The organism is Rhodoferax sp. (assembly GCF_039922535.1).
GTDB lineage: Bacteria > Pseudomonadota > Gammaproteobacteria > Burkholderiales > Burkholderiaceae_C > Rhodoferax_B.
The window spans coordinates 1-18,892 of sequence record NZ_JBDTEM010000162.1 but is presented as its reverse complement, the minus strand read 5'-3'; the positions used below and the strand labels follow the sequence as shown (position 1 = coordinate 18,892).

General features: G+C 61.9%; 23 protein-coding genes and 1 pseudogene. 21 read left to right on the top strand and 3 right to left on the bottom strand.

Going from position 1 to position 18,892, the window contains the following annotated elements:
• The 11 genes and pseudogenes from ABI213_RS07730 to ABI213_RS07680 all read left to right on the top strand — a co-directional run.
• On the top strand, window positions 1-1,088 hold a 1,088-nt coding region (locus ABI213_RS07730; RefSeq protein WP_348026615.1), incomplete at its 5' end, for a glutamate--tRNA ligase family protein.
• Window positions 1,085-1,684 carry a zeta toxin family protein gene (locus tag ABI213_RS07725; protein ID WP_348008820.1) on the top strand — a complete coding sequence of 200 codons (600 nt, stop codon included), beginning with the start codon at window positions 1,085-1,087 and terminating at the stop codon, window positions 1,682-1,684. The genes ABI213_RS07730 and ABI213_RS07725, both read left to right, overlap by 4 nt.
• 176 nt (window positions 1,685-1,860) lie before the next feature.
• Entirely contained in the window at window positions 1,861-2,157 is a 297-nt protein-coding gene (locus tag ABI213_RS07720; protein WP_348008821.1) for a helix-turn-helix transcriptional regulator, read from the top strand.
• Between the two features lie 35 nt (window positions 2,158-2,192).
• Window positions 2,193-2,417, top strand: a pseudogene (locus ABI213_RS07715) (glutamine--tRNA ligase); the annotation flags it as partial.
• A complete protein-coding gene (locus ABI213_RS07710; RefSeq protein ID WP_348008822.1) occupies window positions 2,408-3,265 on the top strand; it encodes a hypothetical protein in 858 nt (285 codons plus the stop codon). The pseudogene ABI213_RS07715 and the gene ABI213_RS07710, both read left to right, overlap by 10 nt.
• 202 nt (window positions 3,266-3,467) lie before the next feature.
• Entirely contained in the window at window positions 3,468-4,400 is a 933-nt protein-coding gene (locus ABI213_RS07705; protein ID WP_348008823.1) for a restriction endonuclease, read from the top strand.
• Between the two features lie 180 nt (window positions 4,401-4,580).
• The gene (locus ABI213_RS07700) at window positions 4,581-5,081 is read left to right on the top strand and encodes a helix-turn-helix domain-containing protein (RefSeq protein ID WP_348008824.1); all 501 of its coding nucleotides are present in this window, start codon (window positions 4,581-4,583) and stop codon (window positions 5,079-5,081) included.
• Window positions 5,071-5,784 (top strand): nucleotidyl transferase AbiEii/AbiGii toxin family protein, encoded by a 714-nt coding sequence (locus ABI213_RS07695; RefSeq protein ID WP_348008825.1) that lies wholly within the window; start codon window positions 5,071-5,073, stop codon window positions 5,782-5,784. Before ABI213_RS07700 ends, ABI213_RS07695 begins: the two co-directional genes overlap by 11 nt.
• A gap of 94 nt (window positions 5,785-5,878) precedes the next feature.
• Window positions 5,879-6,169 (top strand): nucleotidyltransferase family protein, encoded by a 291-nt coding sequence (locus ABI213_RS07690; protein WP_348026613.1) that lies wholly within the window; start codon window positions 5,879-5,881, stop codon window positions 6,167-6,169.
• 315 nt (window positions 6,170-6,484) lie between these two features.
• Complete coding sequence (gene udk / locus ABI213_RS07685) at window positions 6,485-7,129, top strand: uridine kinase (protein WP_348026611.1); 645 nt, start codon at window positions 6,485-6,487, stop codon at window positions 7,127-7,129.
• 15 nt (window positions 7,130-7,144) lie between these two features.
• Window positions 7,145-7,471, top strand: coding sequence for a hypothetical protein (locus ABI213_RS07680; RefSeq protein WP_348008342.1), 327 nt, complete (start codon window positions 7,145-7,147; stop codon window positions 7,469-7,471).
• 77 nt (window positions 7,472-7,548) lie between these two features.
• On the opposite strand, the gene ABI213_RS07675 is transcribed toward ABI213_RS07680, so the two are convergent.
• Complete coding sequence (locus ABI213_RS07675; protein ID WP_348008343.1) at window positions 7,549-8,460, bottom strand: M14 family metallocarboxypeptidase; 912 nt, start codon at window positions 8,458-8,460, stop codon at window positions 7,549-7,551.
• 100 nt (window positions 8,461-8,560) lie between these two features.
• On the opposite strand from ABI213_RS07675, the gene trxC reads away from it, so the two are divergent.
• Both trxC and ABI213_RS07665 read left to right on the top strand, forming a co-directional pair.
• Complete coding sequence (gene trxC, locus ABI213_RS07670; RefSeq protein WP_348008344.1) at window positions 8,561-9,001, top strand: thioredoxin TrxC; 441 nt, start codon at window positions 8,561-8,563, stop codon at window positions 8,999-9,001.
• Between the two features lie 107 nt (window positions 9,002-9,108).
• Window positions 9,109-10,170, top strand: coding sequence for an alkene reductase (locus ABI213_RS07665; RefSeq protein ID WP_348008345.1), 1,062 nt, complete (start codon window positions 9,109-9,111; stop codon window positions 10,168-10,170).
• Here the strand turns inward: ABI213_RS07665 and ABI213_RS07660 are convergent.
• Window positions 10,167-10,628 (bottom strand): EVE domain-containing protein, encoded by a 462-nt coding sequence (locus ABI213_RS07660; protein ID WP_348008346.1) that lies wholly within the window; start codon window positions 10,626-10,628, stop codon window positions 10,167-10,169. The two genes, ABI213_RS07665 and ABI213_RS07660, sit on opposite strands and share 4 nt — an antisense overlap.
• 186 nt (window positions 10,629-10,814) lie before the next feature.
• On the opposite strand from ABI213_RS07660, the gene ABI213_RS07655 reads away from it, so the two are divergent.
• The 7 genes from ABI213_RS07655 to ABI213_RS07625 all read left to right on the top strand — a co-directional run bounded on the left by ABI213_RS07655 (window position 10,815) and on the right by ABI213_RS07625 (window position 16,383).
• Window positions 10,815-11,063, top strand: coding sequence for a hypothetical protein (locus ABI213_RS07655; protein WP_348008347.1), 249 nt, complete (start codon window positions 10,815-10,817; stop codon window positions 11,061-11,063).
• A gap of 175 nt (window positions 11,064-11,238) precedes the next feature.
• Entirely contained in the window at window positions 11,239-11,454 is a 216-nt protein-coding gene (locus ABI213_RS07650; protein WP_348008348.1) for a hypothetical protein, read from the top strand.
• Window positions 11,455-12,072: 618 nt separating this feature from the next.
• On the top strand, window positions 12,073-13,257 hold the full coding sequence (locus tag ABI213_RS07645; protein ID WP_348008349.1) for a DUF917 family protein: 1,185 nt from the start codon (window positions 12,073-12,075) through the stop codon (window positions 13,255-13,257).
• Between the two features lie 8 nt (window positions 13,258-13,265).
• Window positions 13,266-14,264 carry a sensor domain-containing diguanylate cyclase gene (locus tag ABI213_RS07640; protein ID WP_348008350.1) on the top strand — a complete coding sequence of 333 codons (999 nt, stop codon included), beginning with the start codon at window positions 13,266-13,268 and terminating at the stop codon, window positions 14,262-14,264.
• A gap of 65 nt (window positions 14,265-14,329) precedes the next feature.
• Complete coding sequence (locus tag ABI213_RS07635) at window positions 14,330-14,869, top strand: DUF924 family protein (RefSeq protein ID WP_348008351.1); 540 nt, start codon at window positions 14,330-14,332, stop codon at window positions 14,867-14,869.
• Between the two features lie 148 nt (window positions 14,870-15,017).
• Window positions 15,018-15,488: a TerB family tellurite resistance protein gene (locus tag ABI213_RS07630; protein WP_348026609.1), complete on the top strand. Its 471-nt coding sequence runs from the start codon at window positions 15,018-15,020 to the stop codon at window positions 15,486-15,488.
• 34 nt (window positions 15,489-15,522) lie between these two features.
• Window positions 15,523-16,383 carry a peptidoglycan DD-metalloendopeptidase family protein gene (locus ABI213_RS07625; protein ID WP_348004878.1) on the top strand — a complete coding sequence of 287 codons (861 nt, stop codon included), beginning with the start codon at window positions 15,523-15,525 and terminating at the stop codon, window positions 16,381-16,383.
• 105 nt (window positions 16,384-16,488) lie between these two features.
• Here ABI213_RS07625 and ABI213_RS07620 read toward each other — a convergent pair whose 3' ends face one another.
• The gene (locus tag ABI213_RS07620; RefSeq protein ID WP_348004877.1) at window positions 16,489-17,904 is read right to left on the bottom strand and encodes a sensor domain-containing diguanylate cyclase; all 1,416 of its coding nucleotides are present in this window, start codon (window positions 17,902-17,904) and stop codon (window positions 16,489-16,491) included.
• A gap of 339 nt (window positions 17,905-18,243) precedes the next feature.
• On the opposite strand from ABI213_RS07620, the gene ABI213_RS07615 reads away from it, so the two are divergent.
• Window positions 18,244-18,892: PAS-domain containing protein (locus tag ABI213_RS07615; protein WP_348026607.1), on the top strand; the 649-nt coding region annotated here is incomplete at its 3' end.

Here is an 18,892-nt window from a genome sequence, read left to right as displayed (position 1 = left end):
GCATCTACCCGATGTACACCTTTGCCCACCCGGTTGAAGACGCGCTGGAGCAAATCACCCACAGCATTTGCACGCTGGAGTTTGAAGACCAGCGCCCCTTCTACGACTGGCTGATGGCCCGCCTGTGTGACGGCCACATGCTCGCCAGCCCGCCGCCCAAGCAATACGAATTTGCCCGCCTCAACCTCACCTACGTCATCACCAGCAAGCGCAAACTCGCCCAGCTGGTGTACGACCACAAGGTCAACGGCTGGGACGACCCCCGCATGCCCACCATCGTGGGCCTGCGCCGCCGCGGCTACACCCCCGAAGCGCTCAACCTGTTTGCCGAACGCATTGGCGTGACCAAAAGCGACAGTTGGATCGACTACAGCACCCTGGAAGGCTGCCTGCGCGAAGACCTGGAAACCAAGGCCCACCGTGGCATGGCCGTGCTCAACCCCGTCAAGTTGGTGCTCACCAACTGGGACGAGGTGATGGGCGCTGGCCACCTGGAACCCTGCATCCAGCCCGCCCTGCCCCACGTCACCGAGGGCACCACGCCCCCGCCACCCCGCCTGTTCACCATCGGCAAAGAAGTGTGGATAGAGCGCGAAGACTTTGAAGAAGTGCCACCCAAGGGCTACAAACGTTTGTTCCCCGGCAACAAGGTACGCCTCAAAGGCGGCTACGTCATCGAATGCACCGGCTGTACCAAAGATGCCGACGGGGTGATCACCCAGGTAGAAGCCACCGTGGTGCCCGACACCAAGAGCGGCACCCCCGGCGCAGACAGCGTCAAGGTCAAAGCCGCCATCACCTGGGTCGGCGTAGCCAACGGCATCAGCGCCGAAGTGCGCCTATACGACCGCCTGTTCAGCGACGCCCAGCCGGATGCGGGCGGCAAAGACTTCATCGAAAGCCTGAACCCCAACAGCCTGAAAGTCATCACCGCCATCGTCGAGCCGTCACTGGCCAATGCCCAGCCGGACCAGAAGTTCCAGTTTGAGCGGCATGGCTACTTTGTGGCCGACCGGGTGGACCACGTGGTGGGGTTGAAGCCGGTGTTTAACTTGGCTGTGGGGTTGAAGGATTCTTGGGGCAAATGACGCCACCCCGCGCGCCCAAGCCCAAGCAACCCACCATCGTGGTGATTGCCGGGCCCAATGGCGCGGGTAAATCCACTGCGGCCCCTTACCTGCTCAAACAAGCCCTGGGCATTCTGGAATTTGTAAACGCAGACCAGATCGCCGCAGGGCTATCGGCCTACGCGCCGGAGACCGTGGCATTTGAAGCCGGGCGCATCATGCTGCAGCGCCTGCGTACCCTGGCAGCAGCGGGGGTCAGCTTCTCGTTCGAATCCACGCTGTCCAGCCGCACATTTGCGCTGTTTCTGGCGCGCTGCAAATCACAGGGCTACCAAGTGCAGATCTTTTACGTGGCACTGCCCAGCGCCGAACTGGCCATCCAGCGCGTCGCCCTGCGCGTCAAACTGGGCGGGCACAACATCCCGCCCGCCGACATTACCCGCCGCTTCCAGCGCAGCCTGCACAATTTATTCGCGCTGTACCTGCCGCTTGCAGACCGCTGGACCGTGCTCAACAATGCCTCTGGCACGCTAACATCTATCGCACACGGCACCGCCCGCCGCACTTATGTAGAGGACCCGGACAAATGGCTGAATCTTCAACACCTCGCACAGTAAAACGTGCCGCGCCCAAGCCCCCGGCTTCGATGCAAGACAGGGTGGCACACGCCTTGAAACAGGCATCCAGCCAAGCCAAAAAGCAACTCACGGCGCAAGGACTGAAGTTGCCTACGCAAAACTGGGCAGGGGCGGCTGTCAAAAACCCCGCAGCCTAGGCCGCCTTCAAGCCCCACATGTACGCACAACCCAGCCGCGCCATGGGCAGCGACAACGTCTTCCGTGACCTGGGCTTCCCCGAGGCCGTTGCACAAAACCTGCTGCTGCGTACCGACCTGGTCGTGCACATCCGCAAAGTCGTAGCCAAGCTCAACCTCACCCAAGCCGAAGCCGCCAAACGCGCCGGCATCACCCAGCCACGCATGAACGATCTGGTGAAGGGGTGGACGCAAAAATTTACGCTGCATGCGCTGGTGAATGTGGCGGCGCAATTGGGGTACACGGTGAAGTTGTCCTTGAAAAAGGCAGCTTGATGCGTATCCCCAAGGCTATGCCCAAGACGGCCAACGGCGGCAAAGACTTTATCGAGAGCCTGAACCCCAACGGCCTGAAAGTCATCACCTCTATCGTCGAGCCGTCATTGGCCAATGCTCAGCCGGACCAGAAGTTCCAGTTTGAGCGGCATGGCTACTTTGTGGCGGACCGCGTGGACCATGTGGTGGAGTTGAAGCCGGTGTTTAACTTGGCGGTGGGGTTGAAGGATTCTTGGGGGGAAATAACAGCATGGGATTGAACCGCAGATTTCGAAAATCGGTCTATTTTAGAACTGTGGCCAAACCATTATCCCTCCCCAAAAAAAAGCAGTCCCTCGCTCCTGTAAACTTTCTCGCAATACTTGAGCACTCGCCCAAGCTTCTAGGTTTGTTGGCGATTTTCATTTCAATTTCAGCGCTAATTCACGAATGGGGATTCTACTCAGCACTGGGAATAGAACTAAGTCAGAGTCCAATAGGTGTATCCGACCAATTTAAAAATCTATTGGCTCTTATTCCCAGCGTCTTAGGCAATACATCGTTCATACTTGTTCCCGCAATGTTAATTGCTGGATTAGGGGAAAACAGCAAGAAACGACATATAGGTTTTTGGTCTTCACTAAACAACCCATATATCTTTTTCGCTAAATTTATTTTAATAATTGTATTTTCAAGTATTACCCTCAATGCATTAAAACCCATTTCCAATTTTAGCTATGCGGCGATGTCAGGGCTAATAATATTAGCAACATGCCTAATATTAATGCGAGACCTACTGAGTGGGCCGGAAGGCAATGCACGTTACATAGCAATATTAATAACGTTTCTTCTATACATGCCATTTTGGATTTTTTCCGCTGGGCAAGAATCCGCTTACGGTAAAAAAACCTCATCTACAGTAACAGTTTTCTTTAAAGAAGCAGGGGCCGCCAAAAATCATAAAATTCAAGGCACACTTCTTCGGAGTTATGAAAAACATCTTCTTTTAAGAACGACAAATGGCCAAATTATTTTCGAGTCAGCAGACAACGTGGAAAGAATAGAGATAGAACCACCACTCAAAAGTGTTGGATTAATATGCATCTGGCTAGAATCCACTTGTGAGTAAATCGCACAGGGTCGGGTCTTGCCTTGTGCCCGCCATCCAGCAGCCATCCACACATAACTATATTTTTCATAGCTGCTTGCGTACGTATTACCTGCCCCAGAGCCTGATCTCTTATAAATCTCTCCCTCCTCGCTAACGGGCTTGTGCCAGGGCTAAACTGCATCGCACCCATTATCCGCAGCCACCGCAGCCTATACAAGCCATGCCCAAACCCCGCTCTAGCCGCAGCCAAAAACGAGGCATCGCCCAACTGCTAGAAAAAGGCGCTACTGCACTGGTATTGGGGATCGCCATGCTGCTGTCACCCACATTCCTCGGGTCGTCGCCCATCATGAAAGCCTTGGCGACGGGGTTGCGCACACCAGCCTGGCTGGCAATAGGTATTGGCGTACTGTTCATCGGTGCCTACATGGTGTTCAAGCGCAAGGCAGACGCGGCGGCCACGCCAGATGCATTGCCAGCCACGGCAAACCCCAATTACCGCCCCACAAAACCTCGCAAGCCCCCCACCGCAGTGCCGCCAACCGCCACGGCCCGCGTCGAGCCTAGCATGCTGACCCCGCCTGCTCCTACACCCGCGACCAGTTGGAGCCCATCCGTCTTCGCCGCCATCGAGTGGCGTAGGTTCGAAGCCGTGTGCGAAGCACTGTTCACCCAGGCCGGGCTGACCAGCCGTGCGCAATCGCATGGCGCAGACGGCGGCGTGGACATCTGGCTGTATTCGCGCAACGCCGAAACACCGGTAGCCGTGGTGCAGTGCAAGCACTGGCAGGGCAAGCCGGTGGGGGTGAAAGAGGTGCGCGAGTTCTTTGGGGTGATGGCATCGCACAAGCTGCAGCGCGGCGTCTACGCCACCACGTCCAGCTACACCGCAGACGCATTGGCGTTCGCCCAAAGCAACGGCATCACCGCCATGGACGGCCCCGCCCTGCTGGACCTCATCGCCAAACGCACGCCCGAGCAACAGCAAGCCCTGCTGGCCGTGGCCTACGAGGGTGAATATTGGAAGCCCACCTGCGCCAGCTGCGGCACCAAGATGCTGGAGCGCACGCCTGCCAAGGGCGGCGCGCCGTTCTGGGGTTGCAGCAACTACCCGCGCTGCAAATGCCGGCTGGCGATGCTGGCGGCGCGCTAAGGCATTGGCGCTACGCTTTTAGTAGCTGCTTGCGCAGGTATTACCTGCGCTGGGGCCTGATTTGGCATATAAAACCAAGGCATGCCAGGGCCAAGCCACTTAGTCAAACACCTCAAAATTAGCAGAAATGTGTTTCTCATAATTGACAAAATTCTTATTTTGCAAATAATGAGAAACACAATGCCTTCCAAACCACCCCTCACCACCGATGCCTGCGCAGCCCAGCTACAAGCCCTGGGCGCGCAGATTCGCAGCCAGCGCAAGGCGCTTCGGCTGAACGCCACGGTCACGGCCGAGGCGGCGGGGCTGTCGCGGGTCACGCTGCACCGCATCGAAAAGGGAGAGCCGTCGGTCACCATCGGTGCCTGGTGCAGCGCCATGGCGGCGCTGGGCATGGCGCTGCAGGCACGCAGCGGGGCGGACACTAGTGCAGCAGCGCCAGCGCCCGACCGCACAGGCTGGATTCCGGCACGGGTGGCGCTGGCCGACTACCCGCAGCTGCGCGCGCTGGCCTGGCAGGTGCACGGCACCGATACGCTGACCCCTGTGGAGGCCTTGGGCATGTACGAACGCAATGCGCGGCACCTGGACCTGCAAGCCATGTCCACCGACGAGCAGGCGCTGCTGCAGGCATTGCGGCTGGCTTTGTCGCCCAACGTGGGGGCGGGCGATGGTGTTTGAGCGGCCACACCACCAGCGCATTGCGCATGTGCTGGCCGCGCTAGACGCAGCCAAGCTGCGCGAGTACGGCTGCCTGTTTGGTGGTGGCACCTGTATTGCGCTGCGCTATGGTGAGTATCGGGAGTCGGTAGACATTGACTTTCTGGTGTCCGACGCCGCAGGCTACCGGGCGCTGCGGCACGTGCTTACCGGCCCCGACGGGCTGGCCGCCATCACCCATGCGCATGCCGTGCCTCTGGTGGCGCTGCGCGAGATACGGGCCGACCAGTACGGCATACGCACCCAGGTGCATATGGACGGGCAAGCCATCAAGCTGGAGATCGTGCGCGAGGCACGCATCACGCTGGAGCCCCCGGTGGCCGACGACACAGTGTGCGGTGTCAGCACCTTGACGCAGCTGGACCTGGCCACCTCCAAACTACTGGCCAACTCGGACCGCCAAGCCGACGACAGCGTGTTCAGCCGCGACGTAATCGACCTGGCCATGCTAGGCCTGCCCCTGCCCGCTTTGCGCGCCGCACTGGCCAAAGCGGCCGAGGCCTATGGCCCGTCGGTCGCACGCGATCTTGGCAAGGCGATTGACCGCCTGCAAAACCGCGCTGGCTGGCTGGAACGCTGCATGCAAGCCATGGCCATGCAGCTACCCAAGGCCGTGCTGTGGCAAAAAGTGCGGGCTTTGCGGCGCGTCGTTCCTGTGGGTTGAAAACGCTACGGTTTTAGTAGCTGCTTGCGCAGGCTCTATCTGCGCAAACTGCCATTTCGATATAAATCCGCCCGGCAACAGTACACTCCGCTCCATGCGCCCCTCCGAAGCTATCTCCCTGCACCGCACGCAAATCCGCGAGGTTGCGCTGCGCCACCGTGTCAGCGGCGTGCGGGTGTTTGGTTCGGCACTGCACGGTGACGACACCGCCGATAGCGACCTGGACCTGCTGGTGGAGCCCACCGCGCACACCACGCTGATGGACATTGGTGCGATACGGTTTGAGCTGAAGCAATTGCTGGGTATGGAGGTAGATGTGCTCACCCCCAACAACCTGCCCGCCAGCTTCCGCGAACAAGTCCTCAAAGAGGCATTGGCCTTATGAGCCGTGGGCACCCGCTGCGGGTGCTAGAAACCAAAGCCTTGAGCACGTTTGTGGAGAACGAGCCGGTACGTCTGGCCAGAAAACAAGTGCAAGCGATTTCGTCGGCACTACGCAGCCATATCAGGGCCCACGCGAAGAAGTGACGAGCCCATGGGCTCCGTCAATTCATCTACCCGATGCCCAGGCTTCTTTTATCAGCCTGACTCCCGAAGTCGAACAACCAGCCATCGACAGAGACAACACCGCGCCTGCGCCTGCGCCACCGCACCCCCGCCCCGTAAAATCGAGGGTTTGCCGACACGTGCCAAGGACCCCATGCCCCACAAAACCAATAACAAACCCTTCGTGATCGGTGTCGCAGGCGGCAGTGGCGGCGGCAAATCGACGGTGACGCGCGAGGTGCTGGCGTCCATCGGGCCAGACATGACCACCGTGCTGATCCAGGACGATTACTACTGCGACCAAACGCATCTGTCGCCCGAAGAGCGGCGCAAAACCAATTACGACCACCCTGACGCATTTGACTGGCCCCTGATGGTGCAGCACGTGCAGGCGCTGCGCCGTGGCGAATCTATCGAGATGCCCACCTACGATTTCACGCAGGACAACCGGGCCAGCAAAACCATCACCGTGAAGCCCGCTCCGGTGATCGTGATCGAAGGGCTGTTTGCGCTGTTTGACGCGGATTTGCGCAAGATGATGTCGCTGAAGATTTTTGTCGACACTGCCGCCGATGTGCGCTTCATCCGCCGCCTGCAGCGCGATATGGCCGAGCGCGGGCGCAGCGCCGAGAGCGTCATCAACCAGTACCTGGAAACCGTGCGCCCCATGCACAAGCAGTTCATCGAGCCGACCAAGCGCCGTGCCGATGTGATCCTGCCGCACGGTGCCAACGGCCCGGCGATAGACATCATCACCACCAAGGTGCTGACGCTGGTGCGCGATCTGGACCGCACTTAAAACTCGGTCCAAACCGTGGCCCGCCGCAAGCACCACCACGTCTACGTAGTAGAGCTCTCCAAAGACGTGCTCTTGGAGCCCCGCTTTCGCAAAAACAACCCCGGCTACATCGAAGGCAAGCTCTGCGTGTACGTGGGCATGACGGGGCGGGACCCGGACGTGCGCTTTGACAAACACAAAGCGGGCATCCAAGCCAACAGCTACGTGCAGCACTACGGCCTGCGCCTGCTGCCCGACCTGTACGAGGCCTTCAACCCCATGCGCTACGAAGACGCGGTGGACAAGGAGATCGAGGTCGGCATCGATCTGCGCTCAGCGGGGTTGGGGGTGTGGCAGGCTTGAGCAGATTCAAATTGCTACGCTTTCAGTAGCTGTCTGCGCAGGCAGCACCTGCGCCAGCGCCCAATTTTCTTTAAAAACTACCCCACAAACTCCACCGCCGCGCACACCGCCGCTACCTGCGCGGCAATGCACTGCTCGGGCGTGGCGCGGGGGCTGTCGGGGTAGACCTCGGTGGTGGTGGTGTAGCGGGCGCCGCTGATGCTGGCGCACAGGCCCAGCGCTTCCATCGCGTAGTGGATCACGCCGTGGGCCACCAGCGGCGAGCCGATGATGCCGCCCTGCGCGTCTGCCGGGGCGATGTGGGTTACGCGCTCTACCGCTTCGATGATGGCCTGCTGGAAGGCGGGCTGGGGGTTGGCCGTGTCGTCCACCAAATAGAAGCCGTCGGGGATGCCGTGAGGTTCGAAGGGTTGGCCGTCGCGTGCGGCTACGGCGGGCAGGTATTCAGAGCCGTCGGTGTCGGTGGTTTCGTGCAGGTCGATGTGGGCGGCAAACTTGCCGCGCAGGGGTGCTACTAGGCGTATCAATGCAGCGGACTCTTGCGAGGGGCTGGGGTCGCGGAAGGAGCGGTTCGGGTCGATGGCGTCGAAGTTCCAGCGCTGGATGCGTTCGTAGGCCCAGGGGCTGACGCAGGGCACGACCAGCAGGTTCACCCTGCCCGCGTAGCTTTCGGCATGGGCGTCCACAAAGCGCAGTGCGCCCAGTACGCCGCTGGTTTCATAGCCGTGCACACCGCCGGTGACGAGCACGCTGGGCAGGCCGGGCTGCCAATCGCGGCCGCGGATGGCGAACAGGGGGAAACGCTCGTCCGCGTAGGCCGCCTCGCCATACGGCACCACGTCAAAGCGCGCACGCAGGCGGTCAATGGCACTTAGCACATCTTCGGCATAGCTGCGTTGGCGCACCTGGCGCGCGCGCCACTGGTCGCGCTCTGCGGCGCCCCAGGCTTGGCCGGGGGTGCCGATGGGGTAGAAATGGGAATGGCGCATGGGGTGTCGGCTGAAAAAAGTGAGAAGGCATTATCCGGTTCGCCGCGCCCGGCAACCCACAGCCCTTGCAATTCTGGCCACATGGCACGATCTAAATGCAATGACCGAATCCTTGCACATCGTCTGCCCCCATTGCCACACCACCAACCGCGTGCACACCGACCAGCTCGGCAGCGCGCCCGATTGCGGTAGCTGCAAAAAGCCGCTGTTCACAGGCAAGCCGGTAGACCTGGACTTGGCCGCTTTTGACAAGCACCTGCTGCGCAACCAGATTCCGCTGCTGGTGGACTTTTGGGCACCCTGGTGTGGCCCGTGCCGCCAGATGGCGCCCGCCTATGTACAGGCCGCAGGCCAGCTGGAGCCGCGCATACGGGTGGCCAAGGTGGACACCGAAGCGCACCAAGCCTTGGGCACACGCTACCAAATCCGCAGCATTCCCACGCTGGCGCTGTTTGTGGGCGGCCGCGAGGTGGCGCGCCAGGCCGGCGCCATGGGCGCTGCTGACATCGTGCGCTGGGTGCAGCAGCACACGCCGCGTTAATTTTTACGTTTGAACGCGTACCCTCATTTGCAATAACCCGGCCGGAGAAGCGTTATGCACCGGCTGTTACCGTTCGCCCCATCCCTCCACCAACCCATTTGAAAACTATGTTGTTCACCCCTCTGCAAGTCGGCTCCCTCACCCTGCCTAACCGCATCCTGCTGGCCCCGCTCACGCGCACCCGCGCCGATGCCGGTCACATCCCCAGCGACCTGATGACCGAGTACTACAGCCAGCGCGCTACCGGCGGCCTGCTGATCACCGAGTGCACCATGGTGGAACCCGGCACCTCGGCCTTCATCAACGAGCCCGGCATCTACAACGAGGCGCAAATTGCGGCCTGGAAGAAGGTCACCACCGCCGTGCACGCCAAGGGCGGCCGCATCTTCTTGCAGATCTGGCACGCGGGCCGCGCTGCGCACCCGGACATCAACAACGGTGTGGCCATCGTCTCCAGCAGCGCCACGGCGGTAGAAGGCGACATCCACACGCCCAACGGCAAGGTGCCGCACGCCGTGCCACGCGCGCTGACCCTCGAAGAAATTCCCGCCATCGTGGCCGCCTTTGCCCAGGGCGCGAAGAACGCCATCGCCGCCGGTTTTGACGGTGTGGAAGTGCACGGCGCGAATGGCTACCTGATCGACCAGTTCCTGCGCGACACGCCGAACCAGCGCACCGACGGCTACGGCGGCTCGCTGGAAAACCGCGCGCGCTTTTTGTTCGAAGTGCTGACCGCCGTAACCGCCGCGATTGGCGCGGACAAGGTGGGCCTGCGCCTGTCGCCGCTGAACAGCTACAACAGCATGCAAGACAGCGATCCGCTGGCCTTGATCAGCTTTCTGGCGGACAAGCTCAACGCGTTCAAGCTGGCCTATCTGCACGTGATGCGCGCCGACTTCTTCGGGGTACAAAAAGGCGATGTGCTGAGCATCGCCCGCGAGAAATACCAGGGCGTGCTGGTGGGCAACATGGGCTACACCGCCGAAGAGGCCGAAGAAGCCATCAGCGCGGGCAAGCTGGATGCCGTGGCCTTTGGCACGTCCTTCCTGGCCAACCCGGACCTGCCTGCGCGCATCCAGCTCAAGGCCCCGCTGAACACGCCCGACCAAAACACCTTCTACACCCCCGGTGCCAAGGGCTATACCGACTACCCCACGCTGCAAAGCTAGGCCAGTAGCCCCTCGATCACCTGCCAGTGCGCCGGGTCTACCGGCGTGATCGACAGGCGGTTGCCCCGGCGCAGCACCTGTAGATCGGCCAGGGCCGGGGTGGCGCGCAGCTCCGGCAGGGCCAGCAGCCGGGTTTTGCGGGTGGCCTGCACGTCTAGCAGCAGCCAGCGCGGCGCTTCTGACTTGCTGGCGGCATCAAAGTAGGGCGAAGCCGGGTCAAACTGCGTGGGGTCGGGCCGGGTATTGGATGCCACGCGGGCCAGCCCGGCAATGCCCGGCTCGGCACAACTGGAGTGGTAGAACAGCACGCCATCGCCCGGCTGCATCTGGTCGCGCATGAAGTTGCGGGCCTGGTAGTTGCGCACGCCGACCCACGGCACGGTGGCATCGGGGGCGGCCAGGGCATCGTCGATGGAGCATTCCCCGGGTTCAGATTTCATCAACCAGTATTGGGACATGGCAGGCCTGCGTAAAGTGGGAAGGCCAAGCTTACCGCGCCGCACAAACCCGCGTGACCACTCCTGTTTTCATAGCTCCCTGCGCAGGTGCAGCCTGCGCCAGAGGCTTATTTTCTTCAAAAATGGTAATCGCGCCATGGGCTTGGGTTACCCTTCTGCATCTTCTAACTTACAGGCCCACTGTCCATGAAAAAACTCAACATCACCATCCAGCTCGAAATGTCGGTGCCCGACGACTGGGAACTGGCCACCACCTCCGAAGGCGGCCAGGTGCTGAAGCTGCCCAACGGCCAGTTCATGGACATGGCGATAGAGCCGATGTTTGCCAGCGACCCGGAAGAAACCTGGACCAGCACCGGCGACGACGATGTACTCAACGACGTGCTGGACATGATCGAAGCCGAAGACGTGACCTACCAGTTCGTCACCCACTGACAGGCTTGCAGCGCGGCGGTCGCAACTAGTGTGGTGTAGCGCGCTATCTGGAACATCAAACCACACTAGCGGCGCCGTGCGACAGGTACACGGGTGCTTCTCTGACACGCCGGGACGGGCGGGCGGTTTGTAATAAGCCTACCGCGCCACTGTGCGCTCGTTACAGGAGCTTTCTATGACCCTTCACGCCAAAATCATCGGCCACGTTACTTACACCCCCGGAGACGGCGCCCCGCTGGTCATTCCCAAAGGCCCGGTGGACATCGACCTGGCCACCGAAAGCGCCACCCTCAGTTGGACCGCAGACAACGGTGCTGTGGGGCTGACGGCGATCCCACTGACGCTGTACAAAGAGTACGTACACGACAAAAAAATCTCGCTGACGGACTGAGGCTGCAATGCTAATTTTTAGCATCAATCCCTTATAGGTACTTCACAGGCAGCTGCAGATAGCTTCGCGGGCATTGCCCGGATGGTCCGCCACCTACCGCAGGGCCGTCAGCACTTCGCGCATGCCACGCCTGACCTTGGCCTAGATGTGCGGCGTGCGGCCGGGTGACCGACTGCATAGGCCCATATGCCAATATGCCATTTCTGAGCCAATCAAAGTCTGCATCTTTGGGCTCGCGCGCGGCTCAGTACGAGCCCTCGTTCTGCGCCAGCGTGGCGCGCGACGCGGGCAGTAGTGACACCTTGGAGACACAGGGTGGCGCGAAGCTCCAAATCTCCGCACGGGGTGTGGCTGCAGGGATACGGGTTCCAACCGTTTTACAGCCCATAAATACTATTTTTTCCATAGCATCTAGCGCTTATAAAAATTGCGGAAAAGGCATATTTGGCGCCTATTTTCACCAGCGACGGTGCGGCCCGCAGGCGGGCGGGTGGAACAGTCTGTGCTAACTAACCCCAAGTAGCCGCAGCAACACGCAACGGCATCCACACGCCGACCAACTGTTACAGTTTGTGTCAATCGCTAGCCAGCCCTGTCAGTACACCGCTAAAGGAAACAATGCTTTCTTCTTACCGCTATGGAATTAACGACTTTCGATCCATTGCCGCAGGTGCTGCGGTGCTGGCCAGCGGCGGGGGCGGCAGCTACCTCGATGCGCTGAAGATCCTGCAACAGCTGGACGACAGTGGCTGGAGTGGCAGTATCGCCATCCAGCCCTACGACGGTACAACCCCTGCCTGCGTGCTGGCCATGATGGGTTCGCCCGATGCGGGCGACCAGCTGACGCTGGCCGACATCCAGAACTCGGTCGTCAACACACTGGCGCTGCTGCAGGCGAACACCGGCTGCACGGTGGGTTGCGCGATTCCGGTGGAGATTGGCGCCATCAATTCCCTGGTGCCACTGATCGCCGCCGCCATGACGCCGGGCAGCATGTATGTGGTGGACGGTGATGGCGCAGGCCGCGCGGTGCCCGAGCTGCCGCAAACCACCTTTGGCGGCAGCAGCACGCTGCCGGTCAGCCCCTGCGCGCTGGCGACCGACGTGGCCGACCCGAGCAAAGTGGCGTCGGCCCTGCTCAGCGCGCCCACGGCGGCCCAGATGGAAACCTTGGCAGGCGGCGTGGTGGGCGGCTTTGGCGGCTTCTCGGGCATTGCGCTGTGGCCGTCTAACCCCAGCAACCACTGTGGACTGACCGGCAGCTACATCCCCGGCACCCTGAGCCAGGCCTGGGCGCTGGGCCAGTTGCTGCTGACGGCGGCGACGACGCCCTCCACCGCCAGCGTGGCGGCAAGCATCGCCCAGATCACCGGGCGTGCGGCATCAGCCACCGTGACAAATTTCTACATCACGGCCATCTCGCAGTCCACCACCGCCGCATCGCTCGACGCGGGCGTGATTCGTCTGGACAATACGCCCGACCCGGCCAACAGCACACACACGCACACCATCTACAACATGAACGAGAACCTCATCATGTATTCGAGCCAAAGCGCTGTGCCCGACACCATTGCGCCGGATTCGATTTGTTATTACTCCGAAAGCACCGGACGGGGTTTCTCCAACGCCAGTGACGATCTGGCGGTGTACTTCGACCCCGTTACGGGCAAAAGCACCGGAAACACCGTCAGCGTCATCCAGGTGGCCTGCGCCCCCCAGCTGTACGCCGCGCCGGGTGTGCTGCAGTCGTTTGCCAGCCTGCTGCGCAGCCTGGGCTATGCAGGCGCCATGCCTAGCAATTGATACCGGCCATGGGCGAAACCGATCTCAACAAGGAACGCCTGGAGCTGGCATTGGAAGCCGCAGGGCTGGACCTGTGGGAGAACAACCTGCTGACCGGCGAAGTCACCCGCAAGGCCCTGAAAACCTTCTCCGAGCTGGGCTACAACAGCGAAGAAGTGGCGCACCACCTGGACCATCTGTTCGAGTTTGTCCACCCCGACGATCTGGCCATGATCCAGTCGGCAGTGGGTGAGCACATGTCTGGCAGCACGTCCGAATACCGTTGCGAGTTCCGCTTGCTGGCCAAGGACGGCAGCTGGGTCTGGTTTGCCAACTACGGTCGGATCATGGACCACCACAGCGTCACACCGGGCCAGCGCTTTATCGGTGTGACCTTCAACATCGACAGCCGCAAACGCCGCGAAGACGAGATCGAGCAGATCAACCGCCAGTTGGCCGAGCAAAACGCGCTGCTGCAAACCATGAACAGCGCGCTTGAACTGCTGGCCGCCAACGATTCGCTGACCGGCCTGGCCAACCGCCGCACGCTGATGGACCTGGGCGTAAAAGAGTGCAAGCGGGCCGAGCGCTTTCAGCACCCGCTGTCGGTGCTGATGGTGGACATTGATGCGTTTAAAAGCGTGAACGACAACTGGGGCCACCTGGTCGGCGACCGGGTGATCTGCGCGGTGGCCGACATTTGCCGCCTGCGCACGCGCAGCGGCCTGGACACGGTGGCCCGCCTGGGCGGTGAAGAATTCGTCGTGCTGCTGCCCGAAACCGACGCCGCCAATGCCCAAAAGGTGGCCGAGTCGCTGCGCCTGGCCGTGGCGCAACAGGCGGTGGTCGCAAACGACGAAGGTGAGCACATAGGGTTTACGGTCAGCATCGGTGTGGCCACCTTCGATGCGGGCGGGCAGACATTTGAGCAACTGCTCAACAACGCCGACAAGGCGCTGTACAAAGCCAAGCAATCTGGCAAAAACAAGGTATTGCTCTTTGAGGCGGCCGCCCCACGGGGCTCTTGACGGCAGCTGCGTAACGCATAGCCGGTGCTGTGCGCGGGGTGGTCGCAGTCCCCGACAATCAGCCCATGCACGCCCAAGACATCCTCCACTTCTGGTTCACCGAACTCACCCCCAAGCAGCACTTCGCCAAAGATGCGGCGCTGGACGCAGAGATGCGCCAGCGTTTTGCCAGCACGCTACAGGCCGCGGCCCGCTGCGAACTGTTTGGCTGGCGCGCCACGCCCGAGGGGCGGCTGGCAGAGATCCTGCTGCTGGACCAGTTCTCGCGCAACATCTACCGTGATACGCCGCAGGCTTTTGCCCAAGACCCACTGGCCTTGGCGCTGGCCCAGGAACTGGTGGCCAGCGGGCACGACCGCAGCCTGCCGCTGGCGCAGCGGCCTTTTGCGTACATGCCCTACATGCACAGCGAATCCAAGGCCATCCATACGCAGTCGGTGGCGCTGTTTACCCAGTTGGCAATTGAAGACAACCTGCGCTTCGCGCTGCGCCACCAGGCCATCGTGGAACGCTTTGGCCGCTACCCGCACCGCAATGCGGTGTTGGGGCGCAGCTCCAGCGCCGAGGAAGTGGCCTTCCTGGAGCAGCCAGGATCGTCGTTTTAGACCGCGCAACAGCTATGCTTTTAATAGCTTCCTGTGCTTACAGAACATGCGCCAACGGCCTTTTCTTTATAAAAATTCACAGATCCACGGGGAACCAAAGGACTTGGCCTGGGGTCCGTCCCCAATACGAATTCTCTAGCTCCCGCCCATGCTGCACGCCCTGAAAGACCTTTTTGACAACCTGATTGGCCAGGCCACCGAGCCCTCGCCCGCCGAGCGGCAGCATGCCCAGAACCTGGCCACCGCCGTGCTGCTGGTCGAGGTGATGCGCGCCGACCCGGCCAAAACCGCCGTGGAACGCCAGGCCGTGGTGCTCACCCTGCAGCAGCGCCTGCAGCTGGACGGCGCGGCCCTGACCCAGCTGATGCTGCAGGCCGAGCAATCCGCCGCCCACGCCTACGATTACCACCGCTTTACCAGCAGCCTCAACGAGCACTGCACCCAGGCCCAAAAGATCCAGATCGTCGAAGACATGTGGCAAGTGGCCTATGCCGACGGCACCCTGGGCGCGGTGGAAAACAGCGTCATCAACCAGGTGGCCGGCCTGCTCTACGTGACCCACGGCGAGTACATCGGTGCCAAGATGCGCGCCAAAGAGGCGGCGGGGCTGCTGCTGTAGCGATACTGGGGGCTGTTTCATTTCTGCGATCCCCATGCCACTCCTGACCCGCCGCACCACCCTGCTCGCCTCCCTGGGCCTACTGGCCAGCCGCGTGCACGCTGCCACGCCCGCTACGCCTATTACGCCCATCGCCCCCACCGTTTGGCCGCACGATCTGCAAGTACCGGGCGGTGTCGCACGGCTGTCGCTAGGGCCTGCAGCGCAGCGGCCAGTGGCCTTTGCAGGCGATGTGCCGCTGCTGGTATTGGGCGATGCGATCGAGTGGACCGCCATCGTCGGCATTCCGCTGGCTGCCGCACTGGGCCCGGCCAGCATCCGCGTGCAAACCGCAGACGGCACCCGCCCTGTGGCCTACACGGTGGGGCCCAAACAGTACCGTGAGCAGCGGCTGAAGGTGGCGCCCGGTACGGTGGACCTGTCGCCCGAGGACGAAGCCCGCTACAACCGCGAACATGCCCACCTGGAAACCGTGATGGCCACGTTCAGCGAACCTCTGCCACCCAGCCTGCACATGCAGGTGCCGGTGCCGGGGCGGCGCTCCAGCTCGTTCGGACTGCGCCGGGTGTTCAACGGCCAATCGCGCAATCCGCACAGCGGCATGGACATCGCCGCCGCCACGGGCACGCCGGTGGCCGCGCCGCTGCCGGGCCGGGTGATCGACACTGGCGACTACTTCTTCAACGGCAACACCGTCTGGCTGGACCACGGCGGCGGCCTGCTGGGCATGTTTTGCCACCTGAGCGCCATCGCCGTGCAGCCCGGCGATGTGCTGCAGACCGGCCAGCGCCTGGGGGCCGTGGGGGCCACGGGCCGCGTGACAGGACCGCACCTGCACTGGTCGATCTGCCTGAACCGGGCCATGGTAGACCCGGCGCTGTTTGTACCGGCGTGAGCTGCACCGCCGAAAAGACTCCTGAATTCATAGCTTTCAGCGCAGGTACTGCCTGCGCCAGAGGCAGTTTTTAGTACTATTTTTAAGCGCTACCGCCCAAACATCCTAGATGTCACGCGGCACCAGGTAGGCGCTGGCAGGCCGCAGCACTTTGTCCTGTTGGGCCCATACCTGGTTGCGGCCCTGGGCTTTGGCTTTGTACAAAGCCTGGTCGGCGGCGACCAGCATCTCCTCAAACCCCAAAAAGCCCGCGTTGGCATCCCAGCTGGCGCAGCCCGCGCTGAAGGACACATGCAGGCCAGGCGCGTGGGCGGGCAGGCGCAGGTCGGCCACGGCGCGGCGGGCCTCCTCGGCGATGCGCAGGGCGTGCTCGGTACGCGTGCCGGGCAGCAAAATGACGAATTCCTCGCCGCCATAGCGGGCCACCATATCGGTGGGGCGGTGCACGCTGTGGGCCAAGGCCTGGGCCACGGAATGCAGGCAGGTGTCGCCCTGCACATGGCCAAAATGGTCGTTGTAGCGTTTGAAATTGTCGATATCCACCAGTACCAGCGACAGCGGCTCGCCACTGCGCTGGGCGCGCAGCCATTCCGCCTGGGCAGCGTTGTCAAAGCTGTTGCGGTTGTACACGCCCGTGAGCTTGTCGCGCGCCGAGCTGCGCAGCAAAGATGCGTGGGTGGTGGCCAGCTCGCGGTACAGCTGGGTGATCTGGTAGATCAAGGCGACCAGCAGGCTCACCGACGAGACCAGGCTCAGCAGCCGCGACACATACCAGCCCAGGCTGTAGCGGGCCGAGGCCAGCAGCGTCAGCGACACATCGGCCAGCGACGCCAGCACCGCCACAAACAGGAACAAGCTCACCAGTTCCCAGCGCTTCTTGGGCAGCAGCACCACCAAGGCCACTGCGGCCAGATTCAGCCCCCACACGGTCCAGCCTGCAGCGCTGTCGCTGAGCGTCTTGAAGCTGTTGCCGTTGATCAAAACCGGCAAGGCATCGGCATGCAGCGCCAGCCCGGCCAAGGCGCAGGCCAGCGCCGGTGCCAGCAAAAACAGCAGCCCGGCCTGCCCTACCGACACGCGCTGGCACAGCGCCGCGTGCACGCGCGACTGCCGCAGCAGCAAAGACAGACCGATAAAAAACGGAAAACCGCCGTGCCAAAACACCCACATCCACACCGCCGACTGGGTAGTGCCTCCCAGCAGACCGGTGGGCGCAAACACCCCGGGAAAGGCCAGCAACTGGATCGGCGCCAGCGTGGCCACATAGGCATAGGCCCCGGCCAGCGGCACCAGGTAAAAGCGCCGCACCGCCACAAACTGCACCATCAGCAGGTAGGCGGTCAAACCTTCGGTGAAGGTAACGGTGGTTGCAAAAATCGGCAGAAAGGGGGGCACCACCGGCAGCGCCATGGCCGCGTAGGGTACGACCACCACGGCCACCAGCACGATCAACAGCGCCATCAAAAGCGCCCACTTGCGTTGCGGTGCCGGGGTCGAAGAGCGTTGGGGAGCTTTGGGCATAAAAATGTCTCGCTGGGCTCCAAGTGCATCGCGCACGGTTTTGATGTCCGCCATCTACCGTTGTGTCACAAAAATTGTACCAATTTGCTGTATGCAATTATGAAATTTATGCTGGGCACAAATAGGCCAATCGCCTGCATTCCATGCTAATTAAATAGCAAACTATGTAGCTATGGCGCGCGTAGACCACTTTATTTTCTAAAAATAAAGTATCCAATCTAGCTACACCGGCTGTGGCTTACCCGGAACGGTTTGGGGCGGCAGCGGCCCATTTTTCGAAACAGGCGGTAGCGACTGCTATGCTTTGATACTTGCGTTTACATCCAATGCGCCCACGCCATGCCCCGTCCCCCGTTCTTGCGCGCTAGCGCATGGCCAACCCTGCTCGCCGTAGCGGCGTTGCTTGCGGGGCAGGTGGCGCTGTTGTGGTTGCCGCTGGGCTGGCCAGTGGCGGTGCTGCAAGCCGCACTGCTGGCAGGCGCAGTGGCACTGGTGGCAGCCTTGCGCAGTGCTCCCCCTGCCGCAGCGGCCGCAGCGTTCCCGCACCGGCTGCTGGAAGAAGCCTTGGATATCCTGCCCAACAACAGCACGTTCGCCCTGTTTGACGCGCAGGAGCGCATGGTGGTGGTGAACGCCCGGACCCGGGGGTTTTACCCCCAGGCCTCGCCGTCCATGGTGCCTGGCGTGCAGTTTGAAGAGATACTGCGCAGTACCGTCGCACTGGGGGAAATGCCCGAATCCGGGGGCGACGAAGCCTGGATACAACAACGCCTGGCGGCCTTTCGCCAGCCCGGCGCACCCCAGATCCAGGAGCTGCCCGACGACCGCTGGCTGCGCATCAGCCAGCAACGCCTGTCGGACGGCAGCACTGTCATTCTGCGGGCCGACATCACTGAAAAAGTGCGCAAGGAACGGGCGCTGGAACAGGCCCGGCAAGAGGCGCACAACGCCCAGTCCCAACTGTCTGAGGCACTGGAAGCCATGCCCA

Coding starts and splice junctions, on each gene's coding strand:
- ABI213_RS07625 (WP_348004878.1), top strand. CDS start 15,523: ATGCCACTCCTGACCCGCCGCACCACCCTGCTCGCCTCCCTGGGCCTA.
- ABI213_RS07710 (WP_348008822.1), top strand. CDS start 2,408: ATGGGATTGAACCGCAGATTTCGAAAATCGGTCTATTTTAGAACTGTG.
- ABI213_RS07655 (WP_348008347.1), top strand. CDS start 10,815: ATGAAAAAACTCAACATCACCATCCAGCTCGAAATGTCGGTGCCCGAC.
- ABI213_RS07635 (WP_348008351.1), top strand. CDS start 14,330: ATGCACGCCCAAGACATCCTCCACTTCTGGTTCACCGAACTCACCCCC.
- udk (WP_348026611.1), top strand. CDS start 6,485: ATGCCCCACAAAACCAATAACAAACCCTTCGTGATCGGTGTCGCAGGC.
- ABI213_RS07640 (WP_348008350.1), top strand. CDS start 13,266: ATGGGCGAAACCGATCTCAACAAGGAACGCCTGGAGCTGGCATTGGAA.
- ABI213_RS07665 (WP_348008345.1), top strand. CDS start 9,109: ATGTTGTTCACCCCTCTGCAAGTCGGCTCCCTCACCCTGCCTAACCGC.
- ABI213_RS07630 (WP_348026609.1), top strand. CDS start 15,018: ATGCTGCACGCCCTGAAAGACCTTTTTGACAACCTGATTGGCCAGGCC.
- ABI213_RS07700 (WP_348008824.1), top strand. CDS start 4,581: ATGCCTTCCAAACCACCCCTCACCACCGATGCCTGCGCAGCCCAGCTA.
- ABI213_RS07705 (WP_348008823.1), top strand. CDS start 3,468: ATGCCCAAACCCCGCTCTAGCCGCAGCCAAAAACGAGGCATCGCCCAA.
- ABI213_RS07695 (WP_348008825.1), top strand. CDS start 5,071: ATGGTGTTTGAGCGGCCACACCACCAGCGCATTGCGCATGTGCTGGCC.
- ABI213_RS07725 (WP_348008820.1), top strand. CDS start 1,085: ATGACGCCACCCCGCGCGCCCAAGCCCAAGCAACCCACCATCGTGGTG.
- ABI213_RS07720 (WP_348008821.1), top strand. CDS start 1,861: ATGTACGCACAACCCAGCCGCGCCATGGGCAGCGACAACGTCTTCCGT.
- ABI213_RS07650 (WP_348008348.1), top strand. CDS start 11,239: ATGACCCTTCACGCCAAAATCATCGGCCACGTTACTTACACCCCCGGA.
- trxC (WP_348008344.1), top strand. CDS start 8,561: ATGACCGAATCCTTGCACATCGTCTGCCCCCATTGCCACACCACCAAC.
- ABI213_RS07645 (WP_348008349.1), top strand. CDS start 12,073: ATGCTTTCTTCTTACCGCTATGGAATTAACGACTTTCGATCCATTGCC.
- ABI213_RS07620 (WP_348004877.1), bottom strand. CDS start 17,904: ATGCCCAAAGCTCCCCAACGCTCTTCGACCCCGGCACCGCAACGCAAG.
- ABI213_RS07675 (WP_348008343.1), bottom strand. CDS start 8,460: ATGCGCCATTCCCATTTCTACCCCATCGGCACCCCCGGCCAAGCCTGG.
- ABI213_RS07690 (WP_348026613.1), top strand. CDS start 5,879: ATGCGCCCCTCCGAAGCTATCTCCCTGCACCGCACGCAAATCCGCGAG.
- ABI213_RS07660 (WP_348008346.1), bottom strand. CDS start 10,628: ATGTCCCAATACTGGTTGATGAAATCTGAACCCGGGGAATGCTCCATC.